Here is a 16,631-nt window from a genome sequence, read left to right as displayed (position 1 = left end):
GCTGCAGCTTGCACCCGGTGACACCGTCTACGCGCTCGTCGACCTGATGGGCGGAGGCGATGCTACGATGATGGAGGAGCTTCGCCGCTTCTACGGCCTCGACGTGTCGGTGGCCGTCCAGCTCGGTCGCTACCTGTGGCGCCTGCTGCAGCTCGATCTCGGCTTCTCGGCCATCTACGGCAAGCCGGTCTCCGCGGTGATCCTCGAACGGCTCCCCACCACGCTGCTGCTGATGGGATCGGCCCTGAGCTTCGCCTTCGCGGGCGGGATGGCCTTGGGCGTCCTCGCGGCGCGCAATGTCAATCGCTGGCCGGATACGCTGATTTCGACCCTCGGGCTGATCTTCTACGCGACGCCCTCGTTCTGGTTCGGCCTCATGGGCATCGTCATCTTCGCGGTCAATCTCGGCTGGCTACCGGCGGGCGGATTCGAAGAAATCGGCGCCGGCTATACGGGCCTGCGGCGTCTGCTCGACATCGCCTGGCACCTGCTTCTGCCGACCCTGACGCTCGCGCTGATTTTTCTCGCCACCTATCTGCGGATCATGCGGGCCTCGATGCTGGAAGTGCTCAACCTCGAATTCGTCCGCACTGCGCGCGCCAAAGGGCTCAGCCCCGGCCGGGTGGTGCGCCGCCACGTGCTGCGCAATGCACTCCTGCCCATGGTCACGCTCATCGGCCTGCAGGCCGGCACCATGCTGGGCGGCTCCATCGTGGTCGAGAGCGTCTTTGCTCTGCCGGGCCTTGGCCGGCTTGCGTACGAGTCGGTGGTTCAGCGCGATCTCAACACGCTTCTGGGCATCGTCTTCGTGTCCGCCCTCCTGGTCATCGCGGTCAATTTCCTCGTCGACATCCTGTATGCGCGCCTCGATCCGCGCATCGTGACGTGAGGCCATGATGCAAATCCTCACCCGCCTCGCCAGAAGCCCCGCGGCCATCGTCGGTCTGCTCCTCCTCGTGCTCGTGATCGCGATGGCGCTTGCGGCGCCCATCGTCTTTCCGAAGGACCCGCTGAGCCTCGCGGGCCGTCCGCTGCAATGGCCGTTGGTGAATTCGCGCTTCTGGCTCGGTACCGACACCACGGGCCGGGACATCGCCGCGCAGGTTTTTCACGGCGCCCGCATCTCGCTGCTCATCGGGGTCGTGGCGACGGCGCTTGCCATCACCATCGGCATCGTGCTGGGCGCTCTGGCGGGATATTATGGCGGCGTCGTCGACGATGTGCTGATGCGCATAACCGAGGCCTTTCAGACGCTCCCGAATTTCCTTCTCCTTCTCGTGCTCGTCGCCGTGTTCGGCTCCGACATCAAGACCGTCACCATCGCCATCGGTCTCGTCTCGTGGCCTGCATCCGCCAGATTGACCCGGGCCGAGTTCCTCACCCTGCGCAGCCGTGAATTCGTGCAGGCCTCGCGCACGCTCGGGATGCGCGACATCCAGATCATCTTCCGCGAGATATTGCCGAACGCCCTTCCGCCCGTGATCGTCTATGCGAGCGTCATCATGGCGACGGCGATCCTGCTGGAGAGCGCGCTGGCCTTCCTCAACCTGTCCGATCCCAATGTGCCGTCCTGGGGCAACCTCATCGGAACCGGCCGCTCCGTGCTGCGTACCCAATGGTATGTGTCGGCGATCCCCGGCCTCGTGATCCTGCTGACGGTGCTGGCCGTCTCGCTGGTGGGGCAGGGGCTCAACGACGCGCTGAACCCGAGATTGAAGCGGCGATGAGTGCCATTCTGACCATCGATCAACTCACCGTCTCGCTGCCGCCCGGTTCCGATCGGCCCCATGCGCTCGAACGCGTGTCGCTCGAATTGCACCCGAACGAGATCCTTTGCGTCGTCGGGGAAAGCGGTTCCGGCAAGTCGATGACGGCCGGCGCGATTCTCGGTCTGCTCCCGGACGAGGTGCACGCCACCGCCGGCAGGATCCTGCTTGAAGGCGAAGACCTGCTCGCCTTCGACGACGAGAGGATGCGGCGCATCCGTGGCGCGCGTATCGGGATGATCTTCCAGGAACCGATGACGGCGCTCAATCCGCTGCGCACCATCGGCGACCAGATCGGCGAGATGTTCGAGACACATACGTCGCTTCGCTCATCCGAAATCAGAGCGCGCGTTCTCGATCTTCTACGGGACGTTCACATTCCCGATCCCGAGGCCGCGCGACGGGCCTATCCCCATGAGCTCTCGGGCGGCCAGCGCCAGCGCGCCATGATCGCCATGGCGTTGGCGCTGGAGCCGCGCGTCCTCATCGCCGACGAGCCGACGACGGCTCTCGACGTGACCACGCAGGCGCAGATCCTGAAGCTCATCAAAGAGCTGCAGCGGCGCAAAGGGACGGCGGTGCTTTTCATCACGCACGATTTCGGCGTCGTCGCCGAGATCGCCGATCGCGTCGCGGTGATGCAAAAGGGCCTGCTTGTGGAGGAAGGTCCGGCGATCGATGTCCTCAACGCCCCGCGGCACCCCTACACGCGAGCCTTGATCGCGGCCGTCCCGCCGCTCGTTCCGCCGCCGGCGCAAGTGACCGGCAGCGATGTCATCCTGCGGATCGAGCATGTGTCGAAGACCTACCGCAAAGGCGGCCTGCTGGCCCGCCACAGGCGGGTCACCCACGCGGTGAAGGATGTCAACCTCGTCCTGGTGCGCGGCGGCACGCTGGGCATCGTGGGCGAAAGCGGCTCGGGAAAATCGACCCTCGCGCGTTGCATGGTGCGGCTGCTCGACCCGGATGCGGGTTCGATCCGGCTCGGCGACACGGATCTCGCAAGCCTCTCGCGCAAGGAGATGCGCGCGGCGACGAAAAAGATCCAGATGGTCTATCAGGACCCATTCGCGTCGCYCAATCCGCGCCGGAAGGCCGGCGAGCTGGTGGCGCAGGGACCGATCATCCACGGCGAGAGCCGTGAGCGGGCTCATGCGCGCGTCAAGGAGCTGTTCGCGCTCGTGGGCCTCGATCCGGACTCGACCGAGCGTTATCCGCACGAATTCTCCGGTGGCCAGCGTCAGCGCATCGGATTGGCCCGGGCGCTGGCGCTTGGTCCGGAGGTGCTGGTCGCGGATGAGCCCGTCTCGGCCCTCGACGTGTCGGTTCAGGCGCAGGTGCTGCGGCTGCTCGCCGATCTGCGCAAGCGGCTCGGTCTCTCCATGGTGTTCATCACGCACGATCTGCGCGTGGCAGCGCAGATCTGCGATCGCATCGCGGTGATGAAKGACGGAGAGGTCGTCGAGGAAGGATTGACCGCCGAGGTGTTCACCGCGCCTCGCCACCCCTATACGAAAAAGCTGCTCGCCTCGGTTCCCGGTCGGGACTGGACACCGCCAATGTCTCTCGACATGCCCCTCGCGGAATTTGCGCGCGCGCCGCAGCTCAGCCACACCTAACGGATCGCCGAAATGACCCAGAACCTACCGATCATCGAACGCCGCCGCATCGAGGCCGAGCTCTTGAAGGAAGTCTACACGACCCTTGTCGAGCGGGTCGGCAAGGACGAGGCGAGGCACGTCATCTCCGAATCCGTCCGTCGCTCCTCCATTGCGCAAGCCGCGCAATTCGCCAAACAGGCGCAAGGCGGCACCAGCCTCCAGAGCTTCATCGACATCCAGTCCAACTGGACCGCCGAGAACGCCCTCGAAATCGAGCCGTTGCATCGCGACGAGACCCGTTTCGATTTCAATGTCACGCGTTGCCGTTATGCGGAGATGTACAAGGCCATGGGGCTCGGAGAGATCGGCGGCCTGTTGTCCTGCAATCGCGACGGCTCGTTCTGCGAGGGCTACGATCCCAATCTCAAGATGACCCGGACGCAGACCATCATGGAAGGCGCGAGCCATTGCGACTTTCGCTATCGCTATGAAACCGACGCTCAGGCCTGATCGGGGACAACGTGGATAGCCTGTTGCACAGCATCGTCCTGTCGCCGGAGGACCGGATCGGAGAACTCGAGGCTCGTGTCGCCCGCGATCTCGAGACGCTGAACCTGCCGGCGGCGAACTGGCCGGCGAGCGTGGTCTCAACCGATGGAAACGCCGTGACCGACGTGGTCGTGGTCGGTGCAGGCATGAACGGGATCGCAGCCGCCGCCGCTCTCATCTTCAAGGGTGTGCGCAACGTCCGTATCCTTGAGCGTGCCGCCGCCGGCAACGAAGGTCCGTGGCTGACCTTCGCCCGCATGGACACCCTGCGCTCGCCCAAGACGTTGCCGGGCCCGGCGCTCGGAATTCCGTCGCTGAGTTTTCGCGCCTGGTACGAGGCCGGCTTCGGCGCGGAGGGTTGGGAGGCGCTCTACAAGATCGAGAACGGAGTCTGGGTCGATTATCTGCGCTGGCTTCAGCGCGTGCTCCGTCTCCCGGTGGAACACGGGGTCGCAGTCACGAGCATCGCGCCCGCCGGAGGATTGCTCAGGATCGCCACCGCATCCCCGCGCGGCGACAACGCCTTCTTTGCACGCCGGGTCGTTCTGGCGACGGGGCGAGGCGGGGCAGGGGGCGACAAGATCCCGGATTTCATCGACGCCGATCTCTGGCCGGACCTTGCAGCGCACACCAACGAGGCGATCGACTTCGCGCAATTGCGCGGCCGCGGCATCGGCATCGTCGGCGGCGGGGCCTCGGCCTGGGACAACGCCGCGACCGCCCTCGAAAAAGGCGCGGGGCGCGTCGACATGTATGTGCGACGCGACAGCCTTCCTCAGATCAACAAGGGGCGGGGCTCCGCGTCGCCGGGCTATTTTCACGGCTGGAGCGCACTCGACGACGCAGAGCGCTGGGCCCTGTTCGTCTATCTCAACGACGTGCAGGCGCCGCCACCGCACGAGACGGTGCGGCGGGCCTTGCGCCAGCCGGAGTTCCACATCCATTTCGGAAAGGCCGTCGAGGGCGCCGTGCGGCGCGACGGCAAAGCGTCGATCCGCCTTCGCGGCGAAGACGAGCCGCGTTCGCATGATTTCCTGATCGTCGGCACCGGCTTCCACGTGGACGCAGCCGCGATTCCGGAGATCGGCGCGCTGGCGTCGCTGGTGGCACGCTGGCGCGATCGCTATGAACCGCCCGAAGCTCAAAGGCGGGCGGAGCTTGGCGACTTCCCCTATCTCGGCGAAGGCTTCGAATTGCGGGAAAGGGAGCCAGGCCTCTGCCCGGAGCTCTCGCGCATCCACCTCGTCAATCACGGCGCGGCGCTGAGCCAGGGGGCCATCGCGAGCGATATCCCCGGCGTCAACGTGGCGGCCGAACGGGTTTCGACCGCGATCGTGAAAAGTCTCTTTCGCGAAGATATCGCCACCATCCGCGACGCGCTCGAAGCGTTCGACGAGCCCGAACTTCAGGTTACGCCGTTCTTCGTTCCGAGGTAGCTTATTCGACGAAGGCGAGAGCCACGCCCTCGGCCTCCCAATGCGGCACGAGAATGCGATCTTCCTCGCGGGCATAGGAAATGCCTGCCGCTGCGAGAAGGGCCTCGACGACCGGCACGGACCGCGTCTTCAGGGTCAGCGCGACCATGCGGTCGGAGGTGTCGTCGCTTGCCGGCGCGGCGTCGGCGAAGACCCCCGCGACCTCATCCGGCGTGAGGATGGAAACGGTCGCTCTCCCCGCCTGCACGGAAAAGCCGCCTTGGATCCGGGTGACGGAATGCACTCCGAAGATCGATCGATAGAGCGCGGCGGTCCGATCGGGCTCGGAGGCCGCGATGGCGAACCCGACGATATCGCTGACGCCGTTCGGATGTTGCCGCCATTCGTCACGCCAGACGAGTTCGGGAGTGAAGTGCTGGCAGAAAAAGACGCGCCCGTTGGGGATCAATTGCGTCCCGAGCCGCACGACTCGAAACGACGCATCGTGAGAGCCGTCGGGAAGCGCCACGGGTCGCGAGAACTCGGCGGGGTTCTCAACCGGAATGTCCTTGTTGGCGAGGTAGGTGTGCAGTGCGAGCGAGTCCGTGGTCTTGAACACGAGGCCGGTCAGTCCGGGCGGATGCTTCCAGAGATCCGCGCGTTCCGTCTCCCGCCCCGGCTCGAAACCGAGCAACTCCAGATAATTCTCGCCGAAGATCGCCAGATGGTTGCTCGAGCCCAAGGTATGGTGTCCGCGCTCGCTCAGTTGAAACCCGAGGCGGCGATATTGCTCGGACGCGCGATCGAGCTCGCCGAGGACATTGACGACGACATGGTCGAGAACGGGAACGGGCTGATTCATGTCAAGATCCGTCGAGAGAGGATTGCGGGGAGAGAGTGGGACGCGCTTGCGGCGGAAATCAGCCGGCCGTCGGCGGCCGTTCGAGCCGGATCCAGCAGCAGCCGCCCCCGCGCGCCTCCGTCCAGGTCCGGTTGGAGAAGCTGAGGCCAGAGGCTTCGAACAACCCCTTGTCGAATGCTCCCGCAAGACGGCACAGCGTGGCGACCCGTTCGGCGGGCAGGTGGGCGTCGCGCCAGGCATCCTTCAGGGGGCAGCGGTGAACCCGGATCTCCATCGCACCCGGCGTGACCTCCGCCTCGTGGGGATACATCCGGCCCGCATCGGGGCTGACGGACAGAAACCGCAGGCCCACGGCCTCGGGCTCCGGCGGCGTGTCGCGAAACAGCACTGCCGCCACCTCGCGACCGCGCCGCTCCAGGGTGCGGGTCAGGATCGCGACCGCGCGATCATGTCCGACCTCGCTTTCGAGCTCGTCCAGCATCACCCGATAGAGATGCGCCCGGCTCTGGAACGCATCCTCCAGCTCACGCCGAAGCGTGTCGATCGTATCGCTCATGGTGCCATCCCGCTACGAAGTCGGCTCGTCGGCGCCTATCGTAGAACGGTCATTCCCAGCGTTCAAATATCGAGGTTTCGCGCCCGTATTCCGCACGGTCGCGCACTGTGCTTTGATGACGGCGACGATTTGATCGGATTCGAATGGACGAGTGGTTTATCTCCGCCTTGCGCGTCACCACCAGGCTGATTGAGATCGGCGGCATCGCCATCATCGTGATCGGTCTTCTGGCCGGAACGCTCGCATACCTGCGCGAGATGGTGCCCAGGGGCACGGGGATACGGGCCTATTCGGATTATCGCTCACGCGTCGGACGCGCGATTCTCCTCGGTCTCGAATTCCTCGTGGCGGCGGACATCATCAACACTGTGGCGATCGAGCCGTCGCTCGAAAGCCTCGGGATCCTTGCCGGCATCGTCCTCATCCGGACGTTCCTCAGCTTCTCGCTCGAGGTGGAAATCGACGGAAAGTGGCCCTGGCAGCGCGGCTTGCCGACRCAAACCGACATCCCGTCGTGAACCCGCGGCGAACCTGCCATGCCAGGCTGAGGATCCTTCTCCCTGGCGACGGCATCGTCGTGGGCTCAAGCTTCGGACGATCTGATGCGTCATCGGGCCGTGCCGGGAGGCCAGCCGAGCGATTTCCGTTATCTTTTCCGGGGATTACCCCCTGGAGCGTCATTATTAGCCGGCAACCTGATTGCGGGATCGGCGCGACGGGACTAAGCAGGGAGTTTCACGTCACTCGTGCCCTGAGGAATGAATGTCCGCGACTGCCGTCCTGATTCACCTTCTGGGAGAGATTGCCCTGCTCCTCTGGGGCATCAATATGATCAGCAGTGGGGTCCAGCGGGCCTTCGGCAGCGATCTCAGGTGGATTCTCGGCATTGGGCTGCGCACCCGGTTACGGGCGTTTCTCGCCGGCCTCGGGGTGACGACGGTTCTCCAAAGCAGCACCGCCACGGCCCTGATGGTGTCGTCCTTTACCGCGGGGGGAGCCGTCGATCTCGTGCCCGCGCTTGCGGTGATGCTGGGCGCGAATGTGGGCACGACGCTGATCGTGCAGGTGTTGTCCTTCGATATTTCGCTGCTCTTTCCCGCTTTGATCTTCCTCGGATATTTCGCCTATCGGCGCGGGTCGTCGAGCCGCCTGCGCGATCTCGGTCGGGTCACCATCGGTCTCGGATTGATGCTGCTGTCGCTTCATCTCCTCTCCGAGACGATCCGGCCCATCGAATCCTCGGTGGTGTTGAAGAACCTGCTCGCCTCCATCGCGTTCGACCCGATCATTCTGGTCTTGCTGGCAACCCTTTTCGCGTGGGCGGCCCATTCCAGCGTCGCAGCGCTTCTCTTCATCATGTCGCTTGCCACCGCGGGCGTCATCGACGCTCATTCGGCGCTCGCCATGGTGCTGGGCGCCAATCTCGGCACCGCCCTCAACCCACTGGTCGACGCCATGGGCGGCGATCCGGTCAAGCTCCGGGTGCCGATCGGCAACCTCGCCATGCGGATGATCGGCTGCGCCGTCGCGCTGCCCTTCCTCAACCCCATCCTGTCCTATCTGGTGATGTTCGATCCGACACCGGCGAGGCTCGCGGCGAATTTCCACACCATCTTCAACGTGGTGCTGGCGGCGATTTTCATCCTCCCGCTGCCGTGGATAGCCAAGGCGCTCATGAAGACCTTCCCCGACAAGGTCCGCTCATCCGATCCCGGCGTGCCGCAATATCTCGACAACGATGCCCTGGAAACACCCTCCGTCGCGCTCTCGAATGCCGCGCGCGAGGTGCTCCGCATGGGCGACATCGTCGAGACGATGCTGCGCGGCTCGCAGGACCTCTTCCACGAGGGCGACATGAGCGAAGTGGAAGCCATCAGCCGCACCGACGATGTGGTCGACCGGCTCTACAGCGCGGTGCGCCGCTACCTGAGTTCGATCAATCACGAAGCACTCAACGACGAGGAAGCCAAACGGCTGTCGGATATCCTGGCCTTTGCCATCAACCTCGAACATGCGGGCGACATCATCGACAAGAACCTGATGGAGCTTGCGGCCAAGCGCATCAAGAACCACCTCCGCTTGCCGAAGGACAGCCTCGCGGAGATCGACCAGATGCACGGCAAACTGATGGAGCACCTTCACCTCGCCGCATCGGTGCTGATGTTCCAGGATATCGGTTCCGCCCGCCGGCTAGTCGCCGAGAAGGAGCGCTTCCGCGAGTTCGAGCGGACCATGACGCAGCGGCATTTCGAGCAGCTCCGCTCCGGCAAATCCGGCGGCGACACCAGCGCACTGCAACTCGACATCGTGCGCGATCTCAAGCGCATCGAAGCGCATATCGCCTCGACGGCGCATTCATTGCTCGAGCAGAGCGGCGATCTGAAGCCGAGCCGTCTGACTTCGTGAGATCTCATTCCGGTCGCTGGTTCAGCGCTTCACGGTGACTTGGCGGCCGTCTCGTCCCGCCCTTCAGCCGGACGGTTCGCTCAGTCCACTCCTGTTGGCTGGTCAATCCCCAATCGCGAAGGCGGGTGGCCAGGATCGAGGCGTTACGGCAATGGGAGGGAGCGTGTCTACTCCGCCGCCCGCGACACGCCGGTGCTCGCCGGTTTCAGCTGCACGAGCCGTTCCAGCATCGCCGGATCCCTCATCACCACCATGCGCTCCTTGGGCTTGAGCCAGACGAGCGCGTCCTCGATGGTCTCGGCGTCGCTCAGGCGCGCTTCGGCGAGCGCGCGCTCCGTGTCGATCTCGCCGCGGCGGCGCGGCGTGGCGGGGGGCAGCATTTCGGCGTGACGGGTACGAAGAGCGGGATCGGCGTAGAGGGCAGCAAGGCCGTCCTTGTCGTCGAAATCGAACTCCGCGTTGCGCGCCTGCAAGGCATTGGCGCGGGTCGCGATCGGGGGAGGCTCGAATTCCTCGGGCGTGCGCAGGAGGCCCAGGCGCTTGAGCGCGAGTCCGGCGCCGAGCTGGCCGCTCAGCCAGGAGAGCGGGATCGCCAGCAGGAGGCCCAGGATCGTCGGCGACATCCACAGAAACAGGGAGGTGGCGATGAGGAAGGCGGAGATGCCCGCGAGCGCGCCCAGCAACGTATGCGACCGGTGGCGGCGTACGATGTCCTCGATCGGGATCGAGCCGTCGTCGCGCCGTTGCGGCTGCCAGCCGGTGTCCCGTCCAAGCAGGATCTGGAACACCGATCCTGACTGGATCAGCATCAGGATCGGCGCCAGCAGCGCGGAGAGCGTGATTTCGATGACGGCCGACACGACGAGGCGGATCGACCCGCCCGATGCGCGGCGATCCTTGCCGCGGACCAGCATGAGGATCAGGCCGAAGATCTTCGGCGCGATCAGGATGCCCATGGTGATGGCAAACAGCGTCAAGGCTCGCTCGGGATCGAACCGAGGCCAGATCGGATAGAGCCTGAAGTCGCGGGCGAAATATTCCGGGCGGATATAGGTCGTCTGCAGCACCAGCGCGATACCGACGATGAGCTGGAACAGCCAGAACGGCGACGCCAGGTACGACATGATGCCGGTGGCGAAATGCTGGCGGGTGGCGAGTTTCAAACCCTTGGCGCCGATGACGCGGGTGTGCTGGAGGTTGCCCTGGCACCAGCGCCGGTCGCGTGCCGACAGATCGATCAGCGAAGGCGGGCTTTCCTCGTAGGAGCCACCGAGATCGGGCAGCATGTAGACGTCCCATCCCGCGCGGCGCAGCAACGCCGCTTCGACGAAGTCGTGGCTGAGAATATGGCCGCCCAGCGGAGGTTTGCCCTTGAGATCCGGCAACCCGCCCTGCGCCGCGAAGGCCTCGGTGCGGATGATGGCGTTGTGGCCCCAGTAATTGCCGTCGCGACCCATCCAGACCGACAATCCGGTGGCGATGACGGGGCCGGTCACGCGGGCGGCGAATTGCTGGAGACGGGCAAACAGCGTGTTGCGGTTGATGATGAGGGGCAGGGACTGGATGATGCCGGCATCCGGATCGGCTTCCATCGCGGCGGCGAGGCGCACGATGCACTCGCCGGTCATCAGGCTGTCGGCGTCGAGCACGAGCATGTGCTCGTAATGGCCGCCCCAGCGTCTCACGAAATCGGCGATGTTGCCTGCCTTGCGATGATAATTTTTCTCGCGATGCCTGTAATAGAATCGCGCTCCTGGCCCAAGCCGGTCGCGCAGGGCGAGGAAGGCCCGCTCCTCGGCGATCCACGCGTCGGGATCGGTGGTGTCGGACAGGATGAAATAATCGAACTGCGCACCGAGGCCCGTCGCCTCCACGGATTCGTAGATGGCTTCGAGGGCCGCGTAGGTCCGTGAGGTTTGCTCGTTATAGACCGGCATGACCACGGCCGTGCGCTTCGACAGGCTCGCTGGCAGCCCTTCGGGCGCCCGTCGGGCGGTGAGCAGCGCGAGGAAACCGAGCAGCGCACTGGTGAACGCAACGGCAATCCACGAAAAATTGACCGTGAACAACGCCACCAACACCCACTGCAGCACGGTCGTACGGCTGATCGACACGACCTGATACATCTCGTAGGTGCCGAAGGCCGTCAGCAGCAGCCCGCCACCGAACACGAAGAGCCGCGCCAAACGCGTCCGCAGCTTCGAACGGTCGACGACCTGCTTGCGCTCCTGGGACGCGGACCACCGCCGTAGCGATTGCGTCGGCATCTCGAGGTGGCTCTCAGGAGGCATGACGGCGCCGGGCCGCAGGGGGGCCGGATTGGTGTCGGGACTCAAGGTGTCCAACGATAAAGCCATGTCTCGCTAATCGGTTTGCCGCCTGCTTCGAGGATGAGCCTCATCTCACACGCGTTTTCATTGCCCGGGTCAAGTTCGAATCCGACGCGTACCGCCTTTCGCTCCGGATAGACCCATTGCCGGAGGTTGTGAAAGGCGCCGGGCCCCACCGTGAGAACGGACTTGATGTCCTGCGGCGGATTTTCGCCCAGTGCCTCCGTGGTGAACTCTACGACAAAACGGCGCCGACGCCCACCGGATCCACGACCCACGCGGGTCGCCGACACGGTTGCCAAGGGCGGCCTCTCGGGCGGCGACCAGCACCAATATTGGCGATAGGCGAACGGCACCTCGGACCCGGCCGCGAGCTGCGCCTTGGGTCGCCAATAGGCGAGGATGTTGTCGTTGATCTCGGCGTCGGTGGGAATTTCGAGAAGCTGCACGCTGCCCTGGTCCCATTCGCCCAAAGGCTCGATCCAGAGGCTCGGCCGGCGGTCGAACCGCTGTTCGTCGTCCTGAAAAATCTCGAAGGACCGATCGCGCTGCAGCAAGCCGAAGCCTTTCGGCGCCTGATCGACGAAAGCGGAGATCTGCAACGTGTTGGGATTTTGCAGCGGGCGCCAGAGCCACTCGCCCTTGCCGTTCAGCATCTGCAGGCCGGAGGATTCATAGACCGAGGGACGGAGATCGTCCGTATTGGAGCGATCGTTGGGGCCGTAGAAATAGGTCGACCCGATGCCGCCCCATCCGACGTGATCGATGTTGACGCGGGGGAACAGGGTCGTTTCCACATCGACGATGGTCATGTCACCCGGCCGGAAGGTCATGCGCAGCGCGCCACTGGTCGATTCCGAATCGAGAATTCCATGCACCGTGATGCTGTTGCTGCCGACCGCCGGCCGCTCCAGCCAGAAGGCGCGGAACACCGGAAACTCCTCGCCTTTCGGATCGGCAGGCTTCAGCGTCAGCGCCCGGGCGATGGCGCCGAAATTCTGGCCCCGGGCGATGGCCCGGAAGAATGTCGCGCCTTGCACGATGGCGAAATCGAACGGCTTTCCGTCGCCCAGATTCGCCACGAGGCGGAAGCCCGAGAAGGCGAGGTCGGGAAGATTGGCCGGGAGACTGAGCTTTCCGTAATCGAATTGCGTGGGATCGAAACCGACCCGACGCACGATCCCGTCCTCGACGATGAAAAGATCGACCGCATTGCTGAACACGAAGCCCCGGTGGAGCGGTTCGACGGCGATTCCCCGCCCGTCATTCATCCAGATCGGCGGACGCAGGTTCTTGATGGCGACGTATTGGTCGTAATTCAGGTTCGAAAACGCATCCGGCAGGTCGTTCGGCGGAGAGACGAAGGCCTTGCGGGAGAGCTGACGCGCCAAATTCATGACGGTTGCGGTGTCGAAGCGCTGGCCGTCGCCCAATGTCGTCTGAATGATCGCCGGAGGAGTCTGGGCTTTCGCGACGGGCGAAAGAGCGACACCCGCGACGCCCGCGCCGAGATAGGCCAGCATGTCGCGCCGACGAGGAAGGAAAGGGGACGAACCCCCAGGCAATACCGGCACGGTGATACTCTTGTCCGAACGAGGCCGAAGGGCCCGGATGAAAGGCCCGTACATATCAGCAAAGACGGGTGCGATGTAAACGAGTTGGTGAGGGATCCTGGCAATTTGTGGGCAAGACGTTGCCCGAGGACCCGTTTATGCGATAGCTCGGGTTAAATCATCGTTGGATACGATACCTTATGACGAAATCAGAGACCCACGCTCACAAGCCCCAGCAGACCTGCCTTGCCATCGTGCTGGCGGCCGGGGAAGGCACGCGGATGCGCTCCGACCGGCCGAAGGTTCTCCACGAGGTCGCCAACCGGTCGATGCTGGGCCACGTGCTCGAAACCGTGATGGCGGCCGGAGCGACACGGATCGCCGTCGTCGTCGGTCCCGACAGCGACCGGGTGTCCCAGGAGGCTGCGCGCCACGCCAATGTGGAAATCTTCATCCAGCGGGAGCGGCTGGGCACCGGGCATGCGGTGCTCAGCGCCCGCGAGGCGCTGGCGCGGAAGGACGACGACGTCATCGTGGTCTACGCCGACACGCCCCTGGTCAGCCCCGATACGCTGGCCCAGTTGCGCGAGCCCCTGCGCAAGGACGCCGCCGTCGTGTCGCTCGGTTTCGAGGCGCGGGACCCCACCGGTTACGGCCGCCTCATCATGTCGGGCGATGACCTCATCGATATCCGCGAGCACAAGGACGCCAGCGACGAGGAACGCGCCATCACGCTCTGCAACGGCGGCCTCATGGCGTTGCGCGGCGACGTGGCGCTCGCGATCCTCGAGAAGATCGGCAAGGAGAACGCCAAGGGCGAGTATTACCTCACCGACGCGGTCGCGCTCGCCCGGGCCGCCGGTCACCAGGCGGCCGTCGTGGTGGTGCCGGAGGCGGAGGTGCATGGCGTCAACGACCGTTCGCAGCTTGCCGATGCGGAGCGGATGATTCAGGAGCGCCTCCGTCAGGCCGCCATGCTGTCGGGCGTCACCATGGTGGCCCCCGAGACCGTCTTTCTCAGCTATGACACGCGGCTGGGAAGAGACGTCATCATCGAGCCGCATGTGGTTTTCGGGCCGGGCGTGGTGGTCGAGCGGGGCGCGGTGATCCACAGTTTCAGCCATCTCGAAGGCGCCCACATCCAGTTGGGGGCCGCCGTCGGCCCGTTTGCCCGCCTGCGGCCCGGCGCTTCCATCGGCGAGAAGGCGAAAGTCGGGAATTTCGTCGAGATCAAGAATTCGGTGCTCGGGACCGGCTCCAAGGTCGGCCATCTGACTTATCTGGGCGACGCCACTATCGGGGCCGAGGTGAATATCGGCGCCGGCACCATCACGTGCAATTACGACGGGTTCGGCAAATACCGCACGGAGATCGGGCAGGGCGCCTTTATCGGCTCGAATTCCTCGCTGGTGGCGCCTGTCACGATCGGCGCCGGCGCCTTCGTGGGGTCGGGCTCGGTGATCACCGACAACGTGCCGGGCGAGGCGCTGGCGCTTGGACGGGGACGTCAGGTGAACAAGGAAAACTGGGCCAAATCGTTTCGCGAGGCCGGGCTCGCCGCCAAAAAGAAATAACCCTTCAAAGAAGTAACCTCGGCGGCCGCCCCGTGTCACAATCCGTCATGCGAGTTGATTTGAGGTGATCCTCTGCGCTCTGTAGCAGCGAGATAACCTTCCCAACGGCGGCGTTGCGCCAGAAAGATGCGTGAACCATGTGTGGCATCGTAGGAATCGTCGGCACCCGCCCCGTGGCGCAGCAGATCGTCGAAGCCCTCAAGCGCCTCGAATACCGCGGATACGATTCAGCGGGCGTCGCGACCCTCGACGATGGCAAACTCGATCGCCGCCGGGCGGAAGGGAAGTTGCGCAACCTCGAGGCCAAACTCGACAGCTCGCCCCTTCCGGGCCTGATCGGGATCGGCCATACCCGCTGGGCGACGCATGGCAAGCCCAACGAGACGAACGCTCATCCGCACGCCACCGACAAGCTCGCGGTGGTCCATAACGGGATCATCGAGAATTTCCGCGAGCTGAAGACGGGCCTCGAATCGAAAGGCGTTCGGTTCCAGACCGAGACCGACACCGAGGTGGTGGCGCAGCTGGTGACCTGGGAGATGCATCAGGGGCGTGGGCCCATCGAGGCGGTGGCCGTTACCCTGCCGCGCCTGAGGGGCGCTTTCGCCCTCGGGTTCATCTTCGCCGGCGAGGACGACCTGATGATCGGCGCGCGCCACGGCGCGCCGCTCGCCATCGGCTACGGCCACGGCGAGAACTATCTCGGGTCCGACGCGCTGGCGCTGGCGCCCTTTACCGACGAGGTCGCCTATCTCGACGACGGCGATTGGGCGATCCTCACGCGCAAGGGCGTCGATATCCGCGACGAAGCCGGCCAGAAGGCCAAGCGGACCCGTCACAAGATCGCCACCGGGTCGTTTCTCGCCGACAAGGGCAATCACCGCCATTTCATGGCAAAGGAAATCCACGAGCAGCCCGAAGTGGTCGGCCGCACTCTCGCCCATTACGTGAATTTCACGGCGGGACGCGTTGAAATACCTTTCAATTTGCCGTTCGACTTCAAAGACCTCAAGCGGCTCTCGATCTCCGCCTGTGGAACCGCCTATCTCGCAGGACTCGTGTCGAAATACTGGTTCGAGAAGCTCGCCCGCATCCCGGTTGAAATCGACGTGGCATCGGAGTTCCGCTATCGCGAGGCGCCGCTGGAGCCCGGCAGCCTGGCGCTGTTCGTGTCCCAGTCGGGCGAGACCGCCGACACGCTGGCGTCGCTGCGGTACGCGACCGCCGAGAAGCAGCACACCGTCTCGGTCGTCAACGTCCCGACCTCGACCATGGCGCGGGAGAGCGATGTCATTGCCGCGACGCTCGCGGGCGTCGAGATCGGCGTCGCCTCCACCAAGGCCTTCACATGCCAGCTGGCGGTTCTGCTGTGCCTCGCCATCGCGGCCGGGCGGGCCCGTGGAACGCTGAGCGACGCCGACGAGAAGGAATTGGTCGACGCGCTGATCGGCATCCCCGGCCTCATGAGCGAGGCCATCAAGCGCGAGAGCCAGGTCGAGATCCTGGCGCGTGAACTGTCGAAAGCCAAGGATGTCCTGTATCTCGGCCGAGGCACCTCATATCCGCTCGCGCTCGAAGGGGCGCTGAAGCTCAAGGAAATTTCCTACATCCACGCCGAGGGTTACGCCGCCGGTGAATTGAAGCACGGCCCGATCGCGCTCATCGACGAGACGATGCCGGTCATCGTCATCGCGCCGTACGATGCGGTTTTCGAGAAGACGGTCTCGAACATGCAGGAGGTCGCGGCGCGAGGCGGACGCATCATCCTGATCACCGACGAGAAGGGCGCGCTGGAGACCGACCTGGAGACGATGGCGACCATCGTCATGCCATCGGCGCACCCAATCGTCGCGCCCATCGTGCATGCGGTGCCGATCCAGCTGCTTGCCTATCACACCGCGGTTTTCATGGGGAAAGACGTGGATCAGCCGCGCAATCTCGCAAAATCCGTGACGGTGGAGTGAACGACTCTCTCCTCCCCACAAAGGGGGAGGGAATAGCGCTCACCCAGCCCTCAAC

13 protein-coding genes are annotated in these 16,631 nt (G+C 64.7%); 9 read left to right on the top strand and 4 right to left on the bottom strand.

What is annotated here, in order from left to right; genetic code table 11:
• The 5 genes from AC1DVM_RS18625 to AC1DVM_RS18605 form a co-directional block, all read left to right on the top strand.
• Positions 1–889 (top strand): ABC transporter permease (locus AC1DVM_RS18625; protein ID WP_477256844.1); only part of this gene is annotated, 889 nt, incomplete at its 5' end.
• A 7-nt stretch (positions 890–896) separates the two neighbouring features.
• On the top strand, positions 897–1,727 hold the full coding sequence (locus tag AC1DVM_RS18620) for an ABC transporter permease (RefSeq protein ID WP_477256846.1): 831 nt from the start codon (positions 897–899) through the stop codon (positions 1,725–1,727).
• A complete protein-coding gene (locus AC1DVM_RS18615) occupies positions 1,724–3,385 on the top strand; it encodes an ABC transporter ATP-binding protein (protein ID WP_477256842.1) in 1,662 nt (553 codons plus the stop codon). Before AC1DVM_RS18620 ends, AC1DVM_RS18615 begins: the two co-directional genes overlap by 4 nt.
• A gap of 12 nt (positions 3,386–3,397) precedes the next feature.
• Positions 3,398–3,877, top strand: a complete 480-nt coding sequence (locus AC1DVM_RS18610; RefSeq protein WP_477256840.1) for an L-2-amino-thiazoline-4-carboxylic acid hydrolase — start codon at positions 3,398–3,400, stop codon at positions 3,875–3,877.
• Positions 3,878–3,900: 23 nt separating this feature from the next.
• Positions 3,901–5,352 carry an NAD(P)-binding domain-containing protein gene (locus tag AC1DVM_RS18605; protein WP_477256838.1) on the top strand — a complete coding sequence of 484 codons (1,452 nt, stop codon included), beginning with the start codon at positions 3,901–3,903 and terminating at the stop codon, positions 5,350–5,352.
• 1 nt (position 5,353) lies between these two features.
• On the opposite strand, the gene AC1DVM_RS18600 is transcribed toward AC1DVM_RS18605, so the two are convergent.
• A complete protein-coding gene (locus tag AC1DVM_RS18600; protein WP_477256836.1) occupies positions 5,354–6,193 on the bottom strand; it encodes a VOC family protein in 840 nt (279 codons plus the stop codon).
• 58 nt (positions 6,194–6,251) lie between these two features.
• Positions 6,252–6,749 (bottom strand): L-2-amino-thiazoline-4-carboxylic acid hydrolase, encoded by a 498-nt coding sequence (locus AC1DVM_RS18595; protein ID WP_477256834.1) that lies wholly within the window; start codon positions 6,747–6,749, stop codon positions 6,252–6,254.
• Positions 6,750–6,892: 143 nt separating this feature from the next.
• Between AC1DVM_RS18595 and AC1DVM_RS18590 the strand changes: the two genes are divergently transcribed.
• Both AC1DVM_RS18590 and AC1DVM_RS18585 read left to right on the top strand, forming a co-directional pair.
• A complete protein-coding gene (locus AC1DVM_RS18590; protein WP_477256832.1) occupies positions 6,893–7,267 on the top strand; it encodes a DUF1622 domain-containing protein in 375 nt (124 codons plus the stop codon).
• 244 nt (positions 7,268–7,511) lie between these two features.
• Positions 7,512–9,155, top strand: coding sequence for a Na/Pi cotransporter family protein (locus tag AC1DVM_RS18585; protein WP_477256830.1), 1,644 nt, complete (start codon positions 7,512–7,514; stop codon positions 9,153–9,155).
• Positions 9,156–9,322: 167 nt separating this feature from the next.
• On the opposite strand, the gene mdoH is transcribed toward AC1DVM_RS18585, so the two are convergent.
• Complete coding sequence (gene mdoH, locus AC1DVM_RS18580; protein WP_477256828.1) at positions 9,323–11,512, bottom strand: glucans biosynthesis glucosyltransferase MdoH; 2,190 nt, start codon at positions 11,510–11,512, stop codon at positions 9,323–9,325.
• Entirely contained in the window at positions 11,488–13,059 is a 1,572-nt protein-coding gene (locus tag AC1DVM_RS18575; protein WP_477256826.1) for an OpgD/OpgG family glucan biosynthesis protein, read from the bottom strand. The genes mdoH and AC1DVM_RS18575 overlap by 25 nt, the downstream gene beginning before the upstream one ends.
• A 179-nt stretch (positions 13,060–13,238) precedes the next feature.
• Between AC1DVM_RS18575 and glmU the strand changes: the two genes are divergently transcribed.
• A complete protein-coding gene (gene glmU / locus AC1DVM_RS18570; protein ID WP_477256824.1) occupies positions 13,239–14,612 on the top strand; it encodes a bifunctional UDP-N-acetylglucosamine diphosphorylase/glucosamine-1-phosphate N-acetyltransferase GlmU in 1,374 nt (457 codons plus the stop codon).
• A gap of 137 nt (positions 14,613–14,749) precedes the next feature.
• Positions 14,750–16,576, top strand: coding sequence for a glutamine--fructose-6-phosphate transaminase (isomerizing) (gene glmS, locus AC1DVM_RS18565; RefSeq protein WP_477256822.1), 1,827 nt, complete (start codon positions 14,750–14,752; stop codon positions 16,574–16,576).
• The last annotated feature ends 55 nt before the right edge of the window (positions 16,577–16,631 follow it).

The sequence above is a fragment of the Microvirga sp. P4_A5 genome (assembly GCF_056402495.1).
Note: the sequence above shows the minus strand (reverse complement) of the source record. Positions and strands in the feature narration are given on the sequence as shown.

Coding starts and splice junctions, on each gene's coding strand:
- AC1DVM_RS18585 (WP_477256830.1), top strand. CDS start 7,512: ATGTCCGCGACTGCCGTCCTGATTCACCTTCTGGGAGAGATTGCCCTG.
- mdoH (WP_477256828.1), bottom strand. CDS start 11,512: ATGGCTTTATCGTTGGACACCTTGAGTCCCGACACCAATCCGGCCCCC.
- AC1DVM_RS18600 (WP_477256836.1), bottom strand. CDS start 6,193: ATGAATCAGCCCGTTCCCGTTCTCGACCATGTCGTCGTCAATGTCCTC.
- glmU (WP_477256824.1), top strand. CDS start 13,239: ATGACGAAATCAGAGACCCACGCTCACAAGCCCCAGCAGACCTGCCTT.
- AC1DVM_RS18595 (WP_477256834.1), bottom strand. CDS start 6,749: ATGAGCGATACGATCGACACGCTTCGGCGTGAGCTGGAGGATGCGTTC.
- AC1DVM_RS18610 (WP_477256840.1), top strand. CDS start 3,398: ATGACCCAGAACCTACCGATCATCGAACGCCGCCGCATCGAGGCCGAG.
- AC1DVM_RS18620 (WP_477256846.1), top strand. CDS start 897: ATGCAAATCCTCACCCGCCTCGCCAGAAGCCCCGCGGCCATCGTCGGT.
- glmS (WP_477256822.1), top strand. CDS start 14,750: ATGTGTGGCATCGTAGGAATCGTCGGCACCCGCCCCGTGGCGCAGCAG.